This is a genomic window from Pseudomonas sp. PIC25, from assembly GCF_002286785.1.
GTDB lineage: Bacteria > Pseudomonadota > Gammaproteobacteria > Pseudomonadales > Pseudomonadaceae > Pseudomonas_M.
Genome location: NZ_MUJY01000191.1, coordinates 107,808 through 125,799, shown reverse-complemented (window position 1 = coordinate 125,799; position 17,992 = coordinate 107,808). Strand labels below are relative to the sequence as shown.

The following is a 17,992-nucleotide window of genomic DNA, read 5'->3' as shown; positions in this document are numbered from 1 at the left end:
GTGCTGCCCGCGAGCCGTTTGTCGCGGGCAGCAGGCTCTACAATGAGCCGACAATCCATGAGGGAACGCCATGAAGATCGTCAGCCGCGACCGCTGGTTCGAGGTGGAGCACCGTTACGACGGCATCAGCCTGATCCACGAGCCCTACATCCGCCCGTTCTACCGCTGCAACCTGTGGCACGTGCAGGGCCGTGACCGCGATGTGCTGATCGATTCCGGTTCCGGGCTGGTCAGCCTGCGCGAGCAGTTACCCTGGCTGACCGAACGCCCACTGCTGGCAGTGGCCAGCCATACGCACTTCGATCACATCGCCGGTCATCATGAATTCCCCGAGCGCCTGGTGCACCCGGCGGAAGCGGACATCCTCGCCTCACCGACCCGGTCCAACACCCTGGCCGATCCCTACGTTGGCGACGAGATGTTCGAAGCCCACCCGGACTGCCCGTTGTGCTATGCGGAATATCAGGTGAAGGCGGCGCCAGCGACGCGGCTGATCGATGAGGGCGATGTGCTCGATCTGGGCGACCGGGTATTGCAGGTGCTGCACACCCCCGGCCATTCGCCGGGCGGCATCAGCCTGTGGGAAGAGAAGACGCAAACGCTGTTCTCGGGCGATATCGTCTATGACGGTCCGCTGATAGACGACGCCTACCATTCGGACCGGGACGACTACGCCAACAGCCTGCTCCGGCTGCGCCGGCTACCGGTGCGCACCGTGCATGGCGGGCATTTCCCGAGCTTTTCCGGCGAACGCCTGCGCCAGTTGATCGACGACTGGCTGCGCAGCCACAAGCCTTAATGCCGTTGCCGGGGCTGCGCCTCCTGGCGGACTTCGATCGGGCGCGGCGGCTCCACCAGGCCAAGGGCGACGCTCAGATTCCAGACCCAACGTTCAAACCATGCTTTCATCGACTGCACTCCTCTGATGAGCTGGGGACGAGGGCCCTGCCCTCTTTTCAAAGCCTAGATGCTGCCTGCCGTTTTGCCTTGCGTCATGGCGATTTGCCTGACGAACGACAGTTCAGTCGATTCCGCCTCCGGCCAACTAGGGCTGAACCTTTGCCTCATGCGAGTCGCGGCCGGCGCCGAAGCCGATCTCGCCACCCGCTCGGACCGGCCGGCTGACAACGGATGGCGTCGGCGAGGCCTTGCCGGCAAAGCCGGCGTCACGCTTGATCGACGGGAAGGGATGTGCCGTGAGCGGCACGGCGCCGTGGGCGAAACCGGCGAGCACGATGCACAGGAACAACCCGGCGAACACCACGAACACCGTTCCGAGAGGGTTTTGCTGATCCATGGGAGCGATCCTTATCGACAGGCAGCCAATACAGGATCGACGGCCCCGCTCGCAGATAGTTCTAACGGAGCGGAGGGGAAAAATGCGCGGCGGGCCTTCCCTACGGAAAACCCGCCTCCGGCACAACGAAAGATGGGCCCGCCTCAGCCCAGCGACGCGGCTTCCTGCCCGGTCGCAGAGGCACTGCGGGGAGCGAACCGGCTGAGCGCATAGAAGAACGCCCCGCCGAGGAAGCAACCGGTGAACCAGGCGAAATTGGCGATCGGCTGGAACCAGGGCACGAAGGTGAAGCACAGGCCGATCAGCGCTGCCGGCACCAGCGCCTGTACCGCGACCCAGTTGACCCCGTTGCGATACCAGTAGCGCCCGTTGGGGCTGTCGTCGAACAACGCATCGACGTCGATCTTCTGCTTCTGCACCAGATAGAAGTCCACCAGCAGGATGCCGAACAGCGGGCCGATGAAAGCCGCCAGCACATCCAGGGTGTAGTGGATCACCTCGGGGTTGTTGAACAGGTTCCAGGGCGTGATGAACACCGACGCCACCGCGGCGATCATGCCGCCGGCGCGCCAACTGATGCGGCTGGGCGCGACGTTAGCGAAGTCGAAGGCCGGGGAGACGAAGTTGGCGACGATGTTGATGCCAATGGTGGCGGTAACGAAGGTGAAAGCGCCGAGCAGCACGGCGGTGGTGTTGTCGATGCGCGCGACGGTAGCGATCGGGTCATGGATCATCTCGCCGAAAATCGGCAAAGTGCCGGAGACGATCACCACGGTCACCAGGGAGAAAGCCAGGAAGTTCACCGGCAAGCCCCAGAAATTGCCACGCCGGACATCCTGCATGCTGCGGCAGTAGCGGCTGAAGTCACCGAAATTGAGCGTTGGCCCCGAAAAGTAGGACACCACCAGGGCGATGGCCATGATCACTTGGCCGAAGGCGGCCCAGCCGGACAGCTCCTTCTCCGCCAGGGTGAAGCTGATGTTCTCCCAGCCGGCCTTCCAGACGATCCAGGCCGCCAGCACGAACATCACGGCATACACGGCCGGGCCGGCGAAGTCGATGAAACGGCGGATCGCCTCCATCCCCCACCAGAACACCAGCGCCTGGACGAACCAGAGCGAGAGGAAGCCGAACCAGCCGAGGTAGGACAGGCCGAGGAAGGTCACCTCGTGCAGGCTGGCCATCTCCGGGAAGAAGCGCAACACCACGATGATCAGCGCACTGGACGCCAGGTAGGTCTGGATGCCGTACCAAGCGACGGCGATCAGCCCCCGGATCACCGCCGGGATGTTCGCGCCGAACACGCCGAAAGCCAGCCGGCAGATCACCGGATACGGCACCGCCGCCATCTGACTGGGCCTGGCCACCAGATTGGCGATCGCCTGGATGATGCAGATACCCAGCAGCAGCGCGATGAGCACCTGCCAACTGGCCAGGCCAAGGGCGAACAGGCTGGCGGCGAAAACATAGCCGCCGACGCTGTGCACGTCGCTCATCCAGAAGGCAAAGATGTTGTACCAGTTCCATGTCTGCGGCACGGGGCCGAGATCGTGGTTGTGCAGGCGCGGGCTGTAGCCGGCCGGACGTTGCTGCTCGCTCATGAACGCTCTCCCTGGGTATCGCCCGACAGCCGTATACAGCACCTGAACCTGTCATGGCAGTTTTTGTATACGAATTAAAAGGCATGATGTGTGCCACCTGCCTTTTCCGTTTCTGCCGGAAAGCGCTAAGCGATTGGTTTTCAGAGTCGAATCACAGAAAGCCGTCCAAACGGACAAGTTCTTCCTGTACCGAAGATGCCCGCAACGAGTGCGGCAGCGCACCGTGACGGTGCGTTTCGACACATGGGAAAGAGAAACAGCGGTAACAGGCTGGAATGACCGAGAAGATCAAGAAATTTGTATACCAAACCGCATACACGAATCGATGCTGCGTTGACTGCAGGAACGAAGAATCAGGGCGAATGAATTCCCCCTACGGTTGAGATCGTTCCTACGCTCCGCGTGGGAATGCAGCCCCGGACGCTCCGCGTCCGCTTGCGTGAGCGGGACGCGGAGCGTCCTGACAGAGGTTCCCACGCGGGAGCGTGGGAACCATTAACCCAAAACCGCAGGGAGCGGCCGAAGGCCGCCCTCCACTTTAACTCACCGCTTCCTCGGCCTTGCGCCGGTACGGAAACACGTCGATCACCTTGCCCGCGCGGATGGCGTCCTGCAGGCTCTTCCAGTAATCCGCGTCATAAAGATCGCCATGCAGCTTGGCGAAAAGCCGGCGCTGGTTGATGTCGGCGAAGAGGAAACGCGGGAACTCCTCCGGGAACACGTCGTTGGGTGCCACCGAATACCAGGGCTCGGAGGACATCTCGTCCTCCGGATAACGCGGCGGCGGGATGCGGCGGAAGTTCACCTCGGTGAGAAAGCTGATCTCGTCGTAGTCGTAGAACACCACCCGGCCATGACGGGTAACGCCGAAGTTCTTCAGCAGCATGTCGCCGGGGAAGATATTCGCCGCCGCCAGTTGCTTGATCGCCAGGCCGTAATCCTCCAGTGCCTCGCGCACCTGGGCTTCGTTGGCGTGTTCCAGGTAGATGTTCAACGGGGTCATGCGGCGCTCGGTCCAACAGTGCCGTACCAACACCGTATCGCCTTCCATCTCGACGGTAGAGGGCGCCACTTCCAGCAGTTCGGCGAGGCAATCCGGGTCGAACTTGCTCTTCGGGAAGCGGAAGTCGGAAAACTCCTGGGTATCGGCCATGCGCCCCACCCGGTCGACACTCTTTACCAGCCGGTACTTCTCGATCACCGTCGCGCGGTCGACGTTCTTCGACGGCGAGAAACGGTCCTTGATGATCTTGAACACGGTATTGAAGCCCGGCAGGGTAAACACGCTCATGACCATGCCCCGCACGCCCGGCGCCATGACGAAACGGTCGTCGGTGGTGGCCAGGTGGTTGATCAGCGCCCGGTAGAACTCCGACTTGCCGTGCTTGTAGAAGCCGATGGAGGTATAGAGTTCGGCGATGTGCTTGCCCGGCAGGATGCGTTTGAGGAAACCGACGAATTCCGCCGGAATCGCCACGTCCACCATGAAGTAGGAACGGGTGAAGGAGAAGATGATCGACACCTCCGCCTCGTCGGTGATCAGCGCATCGACCTGGATACCCTTCCCTTCGCGGTGCAGCAGCGGGATTACCAGCGGCCATTGCTCGTCGCGGGTATAGATACGCCCGACCAGGTAGGCACCCTTGTTGCGGTAGAGCACCGAGGAGAACAGCTCCACGCGCAGCTCCGGGTCCTTGCAGACCCAGTCCGGCAGGTTCTGCCGCAGTTGCCCTTCGAGGCGCGCCATATCGCGGGGCAGATCCTCGTAGGGCACGTCGAAACGGTAGTCCTCGAAGATTTGCTCGAGCATGCCTTGCAGATGCCCCTGCGGGTCGTAGCTGCGGGTCTGGGCGGCGCGCTCGTGGCTGCGCAGCGACGGCCGGGTGGTATGCACGAACATGGTGCCGTCGCTGATGCAATCGTGGCTGAACAGCCCGCAGAAGATCGAGTTGTACCAGGTCTCCGCCAGTTCATCGTCGAAACGCAGGTCGATCAGCGCGATGTAGGCGCTTTTCACCAATGGCCAGAGCCCGACGCTCAGCAGCAACTCCTCGTTGAAGGTCTCGCGCAGACGCGCCGTCACTTCTCCGACCTTTTCCTCGTAGAGGTTGATCCGCGCCGCCGAGGCCCGCTGCGCTTCCTGCCACTGCGCCTGTTCGAAGCGCGCGCGGGCACCGTCGGTGATGTGCCGGAAGTGCTCACGGTAATCATCGAAGCCATTGAGGATCTGCCGGGCGATCTCTGCGGCCGATTGCTGCACCATGGGAAAGTCTCTGCTGCGAATTCGGAATGGCGAGCTTAGCCAGTGGCCGTGCCAAGGGAAAGCGGTCGGAAGTAGCAAAATGCCGTCTCATTCGACGAAAAACGGCCTGGACCATTGAAAAGCGCGTTTCGGATTGCCAAGCCCCGATCCGGGGGCAACACTTCGTTCTCCTGCCGGTCAGGGAGACCACCGTGAAAACGTCCGATTTTCTTCGCCTGCTCAGCCTCGCGGCCCTCTGGGGCGCCAGCTTTCTGTTCATGCGCATCATCGCGCCGGTAATCGGTGTTTTGCCGACCGCCTTCTTCCGGGTGCTGCTGGCCACTCTCGGGCTGCTGGCGATCCTGCTGGTGTTACGCGCGGGCTGGGACTTTCGCGGCAAACTCAGGCAGTGTCTGCTGCTGGGCGTGTTCAGCTCCGGCATTCCCTTCGCCATGTACGCCATCGCCGCACAGTTGTTGCCGGCGGGCTACTCGGCGATCTTCAACGCCACGACGCCACTCATGGGCGTGCTCATCGGCGCGCTGTTCTTCGCCGAGGCGCTGACCCTGGCCAAGGCCGGCGGCGTACTGATCGGCCTGCTCGGCGTGGCCGTGCTGACCCGCACCGGGCCAGTGGCCTTCGACACCACGCTGCTGGGAGGCGCCCTCGCCTGTTTGGTGGCCACCGCCTGCTACGGCCTGGCCGGTTTCCTCGCACGGCGCTGGATCAATCAGCAAGGCGGCCTGGACAGCCGGTTGGTGGCCCTCGGCAGCCAGGTGGGCGCCAGTCTGTTCCTACTGCCGCTGTTCGCCGTCGCCACCGCAGTGCAGCCACCGGCCAATTGGGGTGGCGGCGCGGTCTGGGCGAGCCTGGCCGGGCTCGGCCTGTTTTGCACTGCGCTGGCTTACATCCTGTATTTCCGTCTGCTCGACGATATCGGCCCGGTGAAAGCCAGCACCGTGACCTTCCTTATCCCGCCCTTCGGCGTACTCTGGGGCGCGCTGCTGCTAGACGAACCGCTGTCCTGGGCCTACCTCTACGGCGGTGCGCTGATCGCCCTGGCGCTCTGGCTGGTCTTGAAGCCGACGCCGGTCGATGCGGCCAAGGAGCGAACCGACGAAGAGAGTCCGCTTCTGCAAGAACGGCAGTGAGTACGGCCCGTGGAGGCGAACTCTCCACGGGCCGGACCGTCAAGCCGTCTCGGCGATCTTGCCCCGCGCCTCCGCCGGTGTGCGGAAAACGAAGAGCAGGCCCAGCACGATCAACCCCATGCCAACCAGGCTGAGCATTGCCAGGCGGTTGCCAAACACCAGGTAGTCAAGGATCGCCGTCCCGGCGGGTACCAGATAGAACAGGCTGCTGACATTCACCAGGTTGCCGCGGGCGATCAGCCGGTACAGCAGCAGGGTCGCCAGCAGGGAAATGACCAGCCCCATCCAGCCCACGGCAACGAGGAATCCCAGGCTCCAGTCAACCCGGAAAGGCTGGAACGGCACGAAGGCCGAGCACAACAGGAGTCCCGCCAGGTACTGCAGCGGCAGAGTGCCCAGGGGATTCTCCCGGATGCGCTTCTGCATGATCGAACCCAAGGTGATGCTGGCCAGCGCCAGCAATCCGCAGAGCATGCCGCCCCAGGACAAGCCGGCCAGCCCGATGCGTTCATAGACCACCAGCACCAGCCCGCCCAACCCAAGCCCCAGGCCACACCAGCGCGACGGCGACAAGCGGCGCTCCAGGCAGATTGCCGTGAGGATTGGCTGGACACCCAGCAGCGTAGCCATCACACCGGGCGTCACCTGTAGTTCCAGCGCCAGCAGATAGAAAATCTGGTAGGCACCGAGCAGCACCGCACCGGTCGCCAGGGCATACAGGCGCTCACGCCGACCGGCCGGCAAATGCAGACGCAGCCAGGGTGCCAGCAGAAGTATCCCGAGCAAGGCGATGGCCGAGCGGATTTCGAGAAAAGCAAAGGGCGAGGCGAACGCCAGACCCCACTTGGAAAAGATCGCGCCACTGCTCCAGAGCAGCACGAACAGACTGGTCGAGCCGTAACCGGCCCAGGCGTTTCTGTCCAACTCGTTCATGAATCGTCACCTGATAGACGTCAATCGACAGCGCGCCGTCGGCAAGCCCGACGACGGCAATGATTTCGCAAGGGAACGCCGGCTCAGCCGGCCAGCGTCAGCAGCTGGCGGGCGGCGGCGGAGAACGGTGCGCCGGAGGCGCGCCGACAGGTGGCGGAGCGAGGTTGGAAACGACCGACGACGGCACGGCGCCGGAATGCTCCGGTGCAGCAGCGAATGCCTGTGATTGTCGTCCGATCGTCATGGAGAAATGTGCCAGCGTGAATGCCGCTCGCGGCGGCGAATGCCAAGACTCTAGCCGCCCGGGCTGCACTTGGCCAGCCCGGAGCGGTATTTCAAAGAAGCGCCGCCTTACTGCACCATCTCCTGCTCGCTGAACAGTCCCTCGAACAGCATGCTCGACAGGTAGCGTTCGCCCGAGTCCGGCAGGATCACCACGATGTTCTTGCCCTGCATCTCCGGGTGCTGGGCCAGGCGCACCGCGGCGGCCATGGCGGCGCCGCAGGAAATCCCGCAGAGAATGCCCTCCTCGCGCATCAGGCGCAGGGCCATGGCCTTGGCTTCGTCGTCGCTGACCTGCTCGACGCGATCGACGACCGACAGGTCCAGGTTCTTCGGCACGAAACCGGCACCGATTCCCTGGATCTTGTGCGGGCTGGGCTTGACCTCCTCGCCGGCCATGGTCTGGCTGATCACCGGGGAGCTGATCGGTTCCACCGCCACCGAGAGGATCTTCTTGCCCTTGACCTGCTTGATGTAGCGCGACACGCCGGTGATGGTGCCGCCCGTACCGACCCCGGCGACCAGCACATCGATACCGCCATCGGTGTCGTTCCAGATTTCCGGCCCGGTGGTCTTTTCGTGGATCGCCGGGTTGGCCGGGTTATCGAACTGTTGCGGCATGTAGTACTTCGCGGGGTCGGATGCGGCGATTTCCGCCGCCTTCTCGATGGCGCCCTTCATGCCCTTGGCCGGCTCGGTCAGCACCAGCTCGGCACCGAGCGCCTTGAGCACCTTGCGCCGCTCCAGGCTCATGGAGGCAGGCATGGTCAGCATCAGCTTGTAGCCCCGCGCGGCGGCGACGAAGGCCAGGCCGATACCGGTGTTGCCAGAGGTGGGCTCGACCAGGGTCATGCCCGGCTTGAGCACCCCGCGCTCCTCGGCATCCCAGATCATGCTGGCGCCGATCCGGCACTTCACCGAATAGGCCGGGTTGCGTCCTTCGATCTTGGCCAGCAGCGTGACACCCTTGGGTCCCAGGCGGTTGATCATGACCAGCGGCGTGTTGCCGATGGACTGGGAATTGTCTGCGAAGATGCGGCTCATGGTCGTGTCCTTTACGGAAGAGGCTCTGTCGGTGGCCTTCAAGCCTAAGACGCCGATCCGGCGCCGTCCAGCGCGCCGGAACCGGTAACCGCACGGATGGTCAACCCAGAATATGAAGAGACGCTATCGCCTGCCGATCCTGATCCTGCTGAGCCTAGCCCTGTTGCTGGTGATGGCCCACCTCATCCTGCCGTATGTGATCCGCGACTACCTGAACGACAAGCTCGCCGTGATGGGCGATTACCGCGGGCGGATCGAAGACGTGGACCTCGCCTGGTGGCGCGGTGGCTACCGGATCGATGGCCTGAAGATCGTCAAGATCGACCGCGACATCCCCGTCCCCTTCCTCGATGCGCCGCGCATCGACCTCTCGATCAGCGGGCGCGCGCTCTGGTATGACCGAGCGGTGGTGGGCCGGGTGGAATTCGAACGCCCCGAGCTGAACTTCGTCGATGGCGGCACCCGCGAAGAGTCGCAGACCGGTGAAGGCGTCAACTGGCGGGCTCAGTTGGAAAAGCTGCTGCCGATCACGCTGCATGAACTGAAAGTGGTGGACGGGCAGGTCAGCTTCCGCAACTTCAAGTCCGACCCTCCGGTGGACCTGAAGGCTACCGCGATCAATGCCAGCGTCTACAACCTCACCAACCTGGATCAGGACGGCAAGCGGGTCGCCCATTTGGAAGGCCGGGCCCAGATTCTGGGGCAGGCCCCGCTGGAGGCCGAAGCGGACTTCAAGCCCCTGAGCAACCTGGAGGATTTCCAGATACGGCTGCGCGTCACCGACGTCGACCTCACCCGCCTGAACGATTTCGCCCGCGCCTACGGCCGTTTCGACTTCGCCGCCGGCCGCGGCGATCTGGTGATCGAAGCCGAGGCGGAGAACAACCAGTTGAGCGGCTATATCAAGCCGCTTCTTCGCCACGTCGAAGTCTTCAACTGGAAGCAGGACATGGAAAACGAGGAAAAAGGCTTCTTCCGCGGCCTTTGGGAAGCCCTGGTCGGCGGCGGCGAGAGCATCCTGAAAAACCAGCGGAAAGATCAGTTCGCAACCCGCATCGAACTGTCCGGTAATCTCCAGCAAAAGGAAATCAGCCCGCTACAGGCCTTCCTGGCGATCCTGCACAACGCATTCATCGAGGCGTTCACACCGCGCTTCGAGCGGGCGCTGGAGAAGAACGATACGGACAGCGGGTGACTTGCCATTCAGTGACTGAATGCCCCGTCTGCGTTCACAGTCGCGCAGGCCTCGCGCTATAGTCGCCTTTTCAATTACTGAACCGGCCGGTATTCCCGCCGGGCGTCACGTTCGAGGATTACCCGATGAAGTTCGAAGGCACTCAGTCCTACGTCGCCACCGATGACCTCAAGCTCGCGGTCAATGCCGCCATCACCCTGCAACGTCCGCTGCTGGTGAAAGGCGAGCCGGGCACCGGAAAGACGATGCTCGCCGAGCAACTGGCCGAGTCCTTCGGCGCCAGGCTGATCACCTGGCACATCAAGTCCACCACCAAGGCGCACCAGGGGCTCTACGAATACGACGCGGTCAGCCGCCTGCGCGACTCCCAACTGGGCGTGGACAAGGTCCACGACGTGCGCAACTACATCAAGAAGGGCAAGCTGTGGGAGGCTTTCGAGGCCGACGAGCGGGTCATCCTGCTGATCGACGAGATCGACAAGGCGGACATCGAGTTCCCCAACGACCTGCTGCAGGAACTCGACAAAATGGAGTTCTTCGTCTACGAGACCAACGAGACCATCAAGGCCAGGCAGCGTCCGATCATCATCATCACCTCGAACAACGAGAAGGAGCTGCCGGACGCCTTCCTGCGCCGCTGCTTCTTCCACTACATCGCCTTCCCGGACCGCGACACCCTGCAGAAGATCGTCGACGTGCATTTCCCGAACATCAAGCAGTCGCTGGTCAGCGAAGCACTGGACATCTTCTTCGACGTGCGCAAGGTGCCCGGCCTGAAGAAGAAACCCTCCACCTCGGAGCTGGTCGACTGGCTGAAGCTGCTGATGGCCGACGAAATCGGCGAGGCCGTGCTGCGCGAGCGCGACCCGACCAAGGCGATCCCGCCGCTGGCCGGTGCCCTGGTGAAGAACGAGCAGGATGTGCAGTTGCTCGAACGTCTGGCGTTCATGAGCCGTCGCGCCAGCCGCTGATTGACGCCGCCCCATGAGGGCGGACGACAGGATCGGAGAGGAGGAAGAGCCATGTATACCGGCAGTTGCCTCTGTGGCAGCGTGAAATACCGTATCGACGCCCCCATCGCGTCGCTCACCCATTGCCATTGCAGCATGTGCCGCAAGGCACACGGTGCAGCCTTCGCCACTTATGCCGGCGTGCCGCTGGACGCCTTCCACATCACCGAAGGCAAGGACCAGCTCGGCGTCTACCACTCCTCTGTCCATGTGACGCGGACCTTCTGCAAGAACTGCGGTGCCACGCTGCAGTTCGTCGACAACCGCGAGAACGAACTGGGCATCGCTGCGGGCACCCTCGATTCACCTTTGGGTGTGCCGGAACAGTCGCATATCTTCGTCGACTCGAAAGCCGACTGGTATGAGATCCGCGACGGCCTGCCCCAGCACCGGAACGACATCTGAACCCCTTTCCTCGTGCCCGTGACGGGCACGACCCGAGGTCAACATGCTGCTTGGCTTGTTCAATGAAATGCGCGCCGCCAAGGTACCGGTCTCGGTGCGCGAACTGCTCGACCTGATCAACGCGCTCGAACACAAGGTGGTGTTCGCCGACATGGACGAGTTCTATTTCCTCGCCCGCACCGTCATGGTCAAGGACGAGCGCCACTTCGATAAGTTCGACCGCGCCTTCGGTGCCTATTTCAGGGGCCTGGAGAAGCTCGACGACTACCTGAAGGCGCTGATCCCCGAAGAATGGCTGCGCAAGGAGTTCGAGCGTCTGCTGACCGACGAGGAAAAGGCACAGATCCAGAGCCTGGGCGGGCTGGACAAGCTGATCGAGGAATTCAAGAAACGTCTCGAAGAGCAGAAGGAGAAGCACGCCGGCGGCAACAAATGGATCGGAACCGGCGGCACCAGCCCGTTCGGCTCGGGTGGATTCAACCCCGAGGGCATCCGCGTGGGCGATGCCGGCAAGCGCCAGGGCAAGGCGGTCAAGGTGTGGGACCAGCGCGAGTACAAGAACCTCGACGACCAGGTCGAGCTGGGCACGCGCAACATCAAGATCGCCCTGCGCCGCCTGCGCAAGTTCGCCCGCGAGGGCGCGGCGGAAGAGCTGGATATCGACGGCACCATCGACCACACCGCCAAGGACGCCGGACTGCTGAACATCCAGATGCGCCCGGAGCGCCGCAACACGGTCAAGCTCCTGCTGCTACTGGATATCGGCGGCTCGATGGACGCCCACGTGAAGGTCTGCGAGGAGCTGTTCTCGGCCTGTAAGACCGAGTTCAAGCATCTGGAGTATTTCTACTTCCACAACTTCATCTACGAATCGGTGTGGAAGAACAACCTGCGCCGCACCAGCGAACGCACCTCGACCATGGACCTGCTGCACAAGTACGGCCCGGACTACAAGGTGGTGTTCGTCGGCGACGCGGCCATGGCGCCCTACGAGATCACCCAGGCCGGCGGCAGCGTCGAGCACTGGAACGAAGAGGCCGGTTATGTGTGGATGCAGCGCTTCATGGAGAAATACAAGAAGCTCATCTGGATCAACCCATACCCGAAGGACACCTGGAACTACACCGCCTCGACCAACATCGTCCGCGAGCTGATCCACGATCAGATGTTCCCGCTGACGTTGCGCGGTCTGGAAGAGGGTATGCGCTTCCTGTCCAAGTGAGCGGCCGGGCAAGCGCCATCCCTCGGCGCCTTGCCCTCCCCGCTTCCGTCAGTCCGCCGCCGCCATTTCCGCGAAGCGCAGCACCACCCGGCGGTTGTGCTTGCTCTTCTTCTCGATCTTGTCGCAGATCACCCGACCGATCTCGCCGGTGTGCGCGACGTGAGTTCCTCCGCAGGGCTGGATATCCACGCCGGGAATCTCGATCACCCTCACTGAGTCTCCCAATATCGGCGGCGCGACGGATTTGGTCCGTGCCATCTCCAGAATGGCCGCGTATTCCGAGGCGGGCATCCGCTTGGCCAGCACTTCGAAGTCGCACAGGATCAGCTCGTTCAGAGCGTGGGTGATGGCGTCCTTCTCCAGAGTCGATTCCGGCAGGTCGAAGTCCAGACGCCCCTTGTCAGGGGAAATGCTGCAACCGGTCACCGGCGCATCGATGATCGAGCAGAGTAGATGCAGGCAGGTGTGCATTTTCATGTGCCGGTAGCGCCGGTCCCAGTCGATGCAACCCTGCAGGGTCTGGCCGACCGCGAAGCGATACGGATCGCAGTCCACCTGGTGCCAGATCAGCGAGCGCCGCTCCGGGTCGCGCTGGGTACCGAGCACCATGGCGTAGGAGCCGTCGGCCAGGATGAAGTTGCCGACATCGCCCGGCTGACCGCCACCGGTGGGATAGAACAGGGTACGGTCGAGCGCTACGCCGAGATCGCTTACGGCTACCACGTCGGCGGTGAAGGTGCGCAGGTAGGGCGCATCGTCGAAGAGGCAAAGCGTTTCAAGTCGGGGGTCCATGTCAGCCACCTATGGTCGGGATTCGAGGGTCGACGACGCTGCGCACCAAGGCATCCAGGCCCGGTGGGCTGAGCAGCGTCACTTCCTGCAGCGCGCTGGAAATCCGCAGGTTCAGGGGGAAATTGATCGGGCCGTCCATGCCCAGCGCATCCCAGCGCAAGCGGTATTCGATGTGATTCTTGTCCTGGCTGGCACGGTCCATGGCGAGGAACGGCAACGCCTGGTGATCGGCATCGACCACCGAGATATCGTTGAACTCCAGTTTCTCGCCCAGCAGGAACAGGCGGTCGCTGACCGCGAAGGCGCTGTAGAACCCGGTCCGCTCGGCCGGGTCGCCGTGCTTCAGGGTCTGCACCTGATTGACGATGCTGACCTTGCTGTTCGCCGGGATGTCCTGGGTGATCACGCAGGACGGACTGATGAATACGTTGTCGCCAATACGTACCGGGCCAAGTATCCGCACTCCGGCCCCCACCTCGACGTTGTTGCCCAGTGTCGGGTGGCGCTTGGTTTCCGGATTGTTGGCGATGCCCGAGGCCCCCAGGGTCACGCCGCTGAGAATGTAGCAGTCGTCGCCGATCTCGCAGGTCTCGCCAATCACGGTGCCGTAGGCGTGGTCGAGCACGAAGCGACGGCCGATACGCACCGCCGGGTGGATTTCCACACCCGAGGCGATCTTGCCTTTGTTGGTCAGCTTGTGGGCGATGATTTCACGCAGGCCACCCAGGCCATCCTCCAGCGTCCAGATTTGATGGGCCAGCCGGTAATAGAGGACGGCCTTGAACGAGGCATAGGCTTCGAGGATGACGTCCTCGCGCCCGGCCGATGCCGGATCGCGCGTGGCATAGGCCTCGAGGTCCTGGGACACCTGGACGACGGCCTCCTTCAGAATGCCGTCGAGATGCCCGAACAGGCGCTCCACTTCAGCAAAATCCAACGCATCGACCAGATGGTCGAGCAGCCTGTCGTGCAAGTGAATCTTGTGCAGAAAACCCCACATACGCCCTCCCTGGCTTTCAGCTGAAGTAGGACAGATAGGAATCCACCGAGTCGTAGATGACGGTCAGGACGACCGCATCCTTTTTTATTTCCTGGGCCAGCTTGGCAATGGCCACCAGGTTGGCTGCGGACGATATTCCCAGGCTGATGGCATCGCTGCGCATGGTGGTGCGCACCCGCTCGACGCATTCGGCCTTGGACACTTTCAACATGCCGTCGAGAATCGAGACGTTGAGGATGCTCGGCACGATGCCCACCGACAGCCCCTGGATCTCGTGCGGGGCGTGACGATCGTTGAGCAGGTCGCACTCCTCCGGCTCCACGCCGAACACCCGCAGGTCCGGCCAACGAGCCTTCAGCGTCTCGCCGATGCCGGTGATGTGCCCGCCGGTGCCGATGCCGCCGACGAAATAGTCGATGCTCTTCTCGCCGAAGGAACGGATGATTTCCTTGGCCGTGGTCTGCCGATGGGTTTCCGGATTGGCCCCGTTGCGCTGCTGGTTGAGCATCACGTACTCGGGGTTCTCCAGTTGCATCTCCATGGCCTTCTGGCCGTGGGAGTTGTTGCCCAGGCGGCTGTCCGACAGCACTACCTCGGCACCATAGAGCTTGAGGAGCTTCTGCTTCTCCGGACTGTAGTTGTCCGGGATCACCAGCACCACCCGGTAGCCGAGGATGTTGCCGGCGATGGCCAGGCCGATGCCGGTGTTGCCGCCGCTAGGCTCGATGATGGTCTGGCGCTTGCCGCGCACCAGGATGCCCTTGCGTTCGGCATCCTGGATCATGCCCAGGGCGATGCGCACCTTGTGGCTGCCGCCGGGGTTGAGCGACTCCAGCTTGGCGAAGACATTCAGCCCCACTTCTTCGGAGAACGCACCGAGGCGCACGATGGGTGTCTGGCCGATGGCCTGGAGCAAGGAGTTGTAGATCATCGCGTCGAAGCCCCTCCGTCAGTAGATGGGCATCGAGGGATCGACATCCCTCACCCAACGCTTGATCCCGCCCTCCAGCACGAAGGTGTTGCCGATGGATGCCTCCAGCATCCTGCTCGCCGCGCGCTCCGCCCGGCCGCCGCCGTAGCAGACCACGTAGTAGGTCTTGTCCTTGTCCAGTTCGTCGAGGCGCTGGTCCAGCTCGCCCAGCGGAATGTTCAGCGATCCTTCCAGGGCACAGACCTCGCACTCGTTGGCGTCCCGTACGTCCAGCAGCACGGCGTCTTCGCGGCGCTCATGGAGAATCCGCTGCAAAGCCTTGGGTTCGATGTAGGCGTCCGCCGCCAGCAGCGGCTGCGAAGACAGGCTGCTGGCGCAGACCTGCTGCTCTTCGCGCAACGAGGTGATGCTGGGGTTCGCCGAACAGGCCGGGCAATCGGCGCGCTTGGCGAAGCGGATTTCATTGAAGCGCATGGACAGCGCATCGAAACGCATCAGGCGACCGGACAACGGCTCGCCGATGCCAAGGATGAGCTTGACCGCCTCGGTGGCCTGAATCATGCCAACCACGCCGGGCAGCACGCCGATAACCCCGCCGGCGCTGCAATTCGGCGCCAGCTCGGGAGGCGGGCTCTTGGGAAACAGGCAACGGTAGCAAGGCCCGTCCTGATGGTTGAATACGCTGATCTGCCCGTCGAACCGGTAGATCGCCCCGTACACGAAGGGCTTTTCCAGCATCACGCAGGCATCGTTGATCAGGTAGCGGGTGGCGAAATTGTCCGAGCCGTCCACCACCAGATCGTATTCGGCGATCAGCGGCAAGGCGTTATCGGCATTCAACGCGCAGTTGTAAGGGATCACCCGGATGTCCGGGTTGATGTCCAGCAGCCGCCGCTTCGCCGACTCCACCTTGGGCAAACCCAGGGTGCTGGTGCCATGGACGATCTGCCGCTGCAGGTTGCTCGACTCGACCACGTCGAAGTCGATCAGGCCCAGGGTGCCGACTCCGGCTGCCGCCAGGTACAGGGAAATCGGCGAACCCAGCCCGCCGGTACCGATCATCAGCACGCGGGCCTTCTTCAGGCGCAACTGCCCTTCCCGGCCGACGTTCGGCAAGGTGATATGGCGGACGTAGCGTTTGATTTCCTCGTTGGACAACTGGTCCACATCCAACCCGCCGGACGTCGCCAGCATGATGTCCACTTCGCAGCCCTCCGGCAGCTCGCTGTCCGGATCGACCAGCCCACCGTTGGCGGTCAGCAGGAAGTGCTCCTTGAAGCTGTCGTTCTGGTAGAAAAGATGAGCACGCAGCTCGGCATGGCGTTCACAGATGGCGTTGACCAGCTCGCGCAGGGTGCGCCCCTCGGCCGGAATGGCCGTTCCCGGGAGCTTGGCTACGCGTGCCAGCACTTCCGGAAAAATCACCGTCTTCATGTACAACTCCTTTTGCAGGGTCGTTGATCAGCAAGAAAATTCCTGGCTACAGACAAAGCCGTCATTCGCCCACTCGAACAATTTGGCACCGCAAGGCCGGGCCTCGCGGACATCCACCACCAAGTACTTCACCGGGTAGATGGGCTGCCCGAGAAACAACGCCTTGTCTTCGTCCTCTTTACTGAAGTAGGCACCGACGTCCGGGTGCGAGTGGTAGATGACAGTCACCGGGTTATCGCTGCGAAAACTCTTGTTCAGCATCAGCGTGTCAGACACCGAAAAGGTGTAACCGGTACTCGCCGTGCGCTGATAAATGTCGGGATCGCGCGCATTCAGTTCGTTCTGAATATTCATTCCCTCATGCACGCCGCCATTGGCGAAGACGAATCCACAACATTCCTCGGGATAGGTACGGGATGCGTGGCGATAAATTCGTTCGAGATTTTCTTTATTCAGACATTCCATGGTTAACCCAAATGCTCCTTGGCATTTTTCGACAGCAACTTTTCCACCGGTAGTTTGGTGATGGCGAAACCCGCTAGAAGGATTGCGGAATAGGTGGCCAGGTCCGACGAGATGGGCTGCCCCTCGTACCAGGAACCGAAGATCACCGCGAACACCGGGAAGATGATGAAGACGAAAGACAGAATGACCGGGCTGAGCCGCTTCAGCAGGATGAAGTAGGCGATGAAGCCCCCCACCGACGCGATGACGCCCAAGTAGGCCAGGGCCGTCCAGGAGCGCAGGGTCACCGCGCCCAGGTCCGGGCTTTCGAGCCACAGGCCGCTGACGAACAGCAGGAATCCGGCCACACCGATCGGCAGGGTGTTGTAGGTGAGCACACTGATCGCCGAGCCCCTCTGCTTGGTGATCACATAGCAGAAGCCATGCATGATCGCCGCCGCCAGGATCGCCGCCACGCCGAAGATACCGGTATGGCCGAGATGCAACCCCTGGGTCTTGATGATCATGAAGAGGCTGGCGAAACCAATGGCGATACCAACCATCTGCGAGGTGTAGATCCGCTCTTTCAGGAACATCGACGAAAAGATCAGGATGAACACCGGCATGCTGCTGAACAGCAATGCGGTCAATCCGGAAGAAACGTGCTGCTCGCCGTAATTGAGCAGGTAATAGGGAATGCTGAAATACGTCAGCGTCACGAAAACGAAGAATCCGGTTTGCTTGCGCGGAAAGAAGATCGGGTCCTGGCGCACCAGCGCGAAAATCAGGAACAACGGAAACGCAATCAAGAAGCGCAATCCCGCCGACGTCAGCGGCGGCACACTTTCCACCGCCACCTTGATGCCCAGCCAGGTCGTTCCCCAACTCAGGCAAACCACCAGAAACAATGCCGCTGTAATCAGTTTTGCTAACCACAAATTCTGAGTTTTCTCAGTGTTCCCAATTACAGCGGACATTGGCATGATGACAATTCCTTTTTCAGTGGGTG

General features: G+C 62.3%; 16 protein-coding genes and 1 pseudogene. 6 read left to right on the top strand and 11 right to left on the bottom strand.

Annotation, left to right across the window (positions count from 1 at the left end):
• Positions 1 to 70 precede the first annotated feature (70 nt).
• Positions 71 to 799 (top strand): MBL fold metallo-hydrolase, encoded by a 729-nt coding sequence (locus BZL41_RS27480; protein ID WP_095602203.1) that lies wholly within the window; start codon positions 71 to 73, stop codon positions 797 to 799.
• On the opposite strand, the gene BZL41_RS29310 is transcribed toward BZL41_RS27480, so the two are convergent.
• The 4 genes from BZL41_RS29310 to aceK form a co-directional block, all read right to left on the bottom strand.
• Positions 796 to 909 (bottom strand): PA1414 family protein, encoded by a 114-nt coding sequence (locus tag BZL41_RS29310; RefSeq protein WP_305884122.1) that lies wholly within the window; start codon positions 907 to 909, stop codon positions 796 to 798. The genes BZL41_RS27480 and BZL41_RS29310 overlap by 4 nt on opposite strands.
• Positions 910 to 1,045: 136 nt before the next feature.
• Positions 1,046 to 1,297, bottom strand: a complete 252-nt coding sequence (locus BZL41_RS27475) for a hypothetical protein (RefSeq protein ID WP_095602202.1) — start codon at positions 1,295 to 1,297, stop codon at positions 1,046 to 1,048.
• Between the two features lie 143 nt (positions 1,298 to 1,440).
• Positions 1,441 to 2,898, bottom strand: a complete 1,458-nt coding sequence (locus tag BZL41_RS27470; protein WP_095602201.1) for an NCS1 family nucleobase:cation symporter-1 — start codon at positions 2,896 to 2,898, stop codon at positions 1,441 to 1,443.
• A gap of 538 nt (positions 2,899 to 3,436) precedes the next feature.
• The gene (gene aceK, locus BZL41_RS27465; RefSeq protein WP_095602200.1) at positions 3,437 to 5,161 is read right to left on the bottom strand and encodes a bifunctional isocitrate dehydrogenase kinase/phosphatase; all 1,725 of its coding nucleotides are present in this window, start codon (positions 5,159 to 5,161) and stop codon (positions 3,437 to 3,439) included.
• 191 nt (positions 5,162 to 5,352) lie between these two features.
• Here aceK and BZL41_RS27460 point away from each other — a divergent pair, with 191 nt between their 5' ends.
• Entirely contained in the window at positions 5,353 to 6,291 is a 939-nt protein-coding gene (locus BZL41_RS27460) for a DMT family transporter (protein WP_095602199.1), read from the top strand.
• 39 nt (positions 6,292 to 6,330) lie between these two features.
• On the opposite strand, the gene BZL41_RS27455 is transcribed toward BZL41_RS27460, so the two are convergent.
• The gene (locus tag BZL41_RS27455) at positions 6,331 to 7,224 is read right to left on the bottom strand and encodes a DMT family transporter (protein ID WP_095602198.1); all 894 of its coding nucleotides are present in this window, start codon (positions 7,222 to 7,224) and stop codon (positions 6,331 to 6,333) included.
• A 351-nt stretch (positions 7,225 to 7,575) separates the two neighbouring features.
• Positions 7,576 to 8,550, bottom strand: a complete 975-nt coding sequence (gene cysK / locus BZL41_RS27450) for a cysteine synthase A (protein WP_084339610.1) — start codon at positions 8,548 to 8,550, stop codon at positions 7,576 to 7,578.
• Positions 8,551 to 8,662: 112 nt separating this feature from the next.
• Between cysK and BZL41_RS27445 the strand changes: the two genes are divergently transcribed.
• The 4 genes from BZL41_RS27445 to BZL41_RS27430 all read left to right on the top strand — a co-directional run bounded on the left by BZL41_RS27445 (position 8,663) and on the right by BZL41_RS27430 (position 12,382).
• Entirely contained in the window at positions 8,663 to 9,745 is a 1,083-nt protein-coding gene (locus BZL41_RS27445; RefSeq protein ID WP_095602197.1) for a DUF748 domain-containing protein, read from the top strand.
• A gap of 125 nt (positions 9,746 to 9,870) precedes the next feature.
• Positions 9,871 to 10,716 carry a MoxR family ATPase gene (locus BZL41_RS27440; protein ID WP_095602196.1) on the top strand — a complete coding sequence of 282 codons (846 nt, stop codon included), beginning with the start codon at positions 9,871 to 9,873 and terminating at the stop codon, positions 10,714 to 10,716.
• Between the two features lie 51 nt (positions 10,717 to 10,767).
• A complete protein-coding gene (locus BZL41_RS27435) occupies positions 10,768 to 11,160 on the top strand; it encodes a GFA family protein (protein ID WP_095602195.1) in 393 nt (130 codons plus the stop codon).
• A gap of 43 nt (positions 11,161 to 11,203) precedes the next feature.
• Positions 11,204 to 12,382 carry a VWA domain-containing protein gene (locus BZL41_RS27430; protein WP_095602194.1) on the top strand — a complete coding sequence of 393 codons (1,179 nt, stop codon included), beginning with the start codon at positions 11,204 to 11,206 and terminating at the stop codon, positions 12,380 to 12,382.
• Between the two features lie 48 nt (positions 12,383 to 12,430).
• Here BZL41_RS27430 and BZL41_RS27425 read toward each other — a convergent pair whose 3' ends face one another.
• The 5 genes and pseudogenes from BZL41_RS27425 to BZL41_RS27405 all read right to left on the bottom strand — a co-directional run bounded on the left by BZL41_RS27425 (position 12,431) and on the right by BZL41_RS27405 (position 17,960).
• Complete coding sequence (locus tag BZL41_RS27425) at positions 12,431 to 13,174, bottom strand: alanyl-tRNA editing protein (RefSeq protein WP_095602193.1); 744 nt, start codon at positions 13,172 to 13,174, stop codon at positions 12,431 to 12,433.
• A 1-nt stretch (position 13,175) separates the two neighbouring features.
• Positions 13,176 to 14,174, bottom strand: coding sequence for a serine O-acetyltransferase (locus BZL41_RS27420; RefSeq protein WP_095602192.1), 999 nt, complete (start codon positions 14,172 to 14,174; stop codon positions 13,176 to 13,178).
• A 16-nt stretch (positions 14,175 to 14,190) separates the two neighbouring features.
• The gene (locus BZL41_RS27415; RefSeq protein ID WP_084339617.1) at positions 14,191 to 15,105 is read right to left on the bottom strand and encodes a PLP-dependent cysteine synthase family protein; all 915 of its coding nucleotides are present in this window, start codon (positions 15,103 to 15,105) and stop codon (positions 14,191 to 14,193) included.
• 18 nt (positions 15,106 to 15,123) lie between these two features.
• A pseudogene (gene moeB / locus BZL41_RS27410) lies at positions 15,124 to 17,004 on the bottom strand (molybdopterin-synthase adenylyltransferase MoeB).
• A 2-nt stretch (positions 17,005 to 17,006) separates the two neighbouring features.
• Complete coding sequence (locus BZL41_RS27405; protein ID WP_095602191.1) at positions 17,007 to 17,960, bottom strand: DMT family transporter; 954 nt, start codon at positions 17,958 to 17,960, stop codon at positions 17,007 to 17,009.
• Between the last annotated feature and the right edge of the window lie 32 nt (positions 17,961 to 17,992).

Coding starts and splice junctions, on each gene's coding strand:
- BZL41_RS27480 (WP_095602203.1), top strand. CDS start 71: ATGAAGATCGTCAGCCGCGACCGCTGGTTCGAGGTGGAGCACCGTTAC.
- BZL41_RS29310 (WP_305884122.1), bottom strand. CDS start 909: ATGAAAGCATGGTTTGAACGTTGGGTCTGGAATCTGAGCGTCGCCCTT.
- BZL41_RS27475 (WP_095602202.1), bottom strand. CDS start 1,297: ATGGATCAGCAAAACCCTCTCGGAACGGTGTTCGTGGTGTTCGCCGGG.
- BZL41_RS27470 (WP_095602201.1), bottom strand. CDS start 2,898: ATGAGCGAGCAGCAACGTCCGGCCGGCTACAGCCCGCGCCTGCACAAC.
- aceK (WP_095602200.1), bottom strand. CDS start 5,161: ATGGTGCAGCAATCGGCCGCAGAGATCGCCCGGCAGATCCTCAATGGC.
- BZL41_RS27455 (WP_095602198.1), bottom strand. CDS start 7,224: ATGAACGAGTTGGACAGAAACGCCTGGGCCGGTTACGGCTCGACCAGT.
- cysK (WP_084339610.1), bottom strand. CDS start 8,550: ATGAGCCGCATCTTCGCAGACAATTCCCAGTCCATCGGCAACACGCCG.
- BZL41_RS27445 (WP_095602197.1), top strand. CDS start 8,663: ATGAAGAGACGCTATCGCCTGCCGATCCTGATCCTGCTGAGCCTAGCC.
- BZL41_RS27440 (WP_095602196.1), top strand. CDS start 9,871: ATGAAGTTCGAAGGCACTCAGTCCTACGTCGCCACCGATGACCTCAAG.
- BZL41_RS27435 (WP_095602195.1), top strand. CDS start 10,768: ATGTATACCGGCAGTTGCCTCTGTGGCAGCGTGAAATACCGTATCGAC.
- BZL41_RS27430 (WP_095602194.1), top strand. CDS start 11,204: ATGCTGCTTGGCTTGTTCAATGAAATGCGCGCCGCCAAGGTACCGGTC.
- BZL41_RS27425 (WP_095602193.1), bottom strand. CDS start 13,174: ATGGACCCCCGACTTGAAACGCTTTGCCTCTTCGACGATGCGCCCTAC.
- BZL41_RS27420 (WP_095602192.1), bottom strand. CDS start 14,174: ATGTGGGGTTTTCTGCACAAGATTCACTTGCACGACAGGCTGCTCGAC.
- BZL41_RS27415 (WP_084339617.1), bottom strand. CDS start 15,105: ATGATCTACAACTCCTTGCTCCAGGCCATCGGCCAGACACCCATCGTG.
- BZL41_RS27405 (WP_095602191.1), bottom strand. CDS start 17,960: ATGTCCGCTGTAATTGGGAACACTGAGAAAACTCAGAATTTGTGGTTA.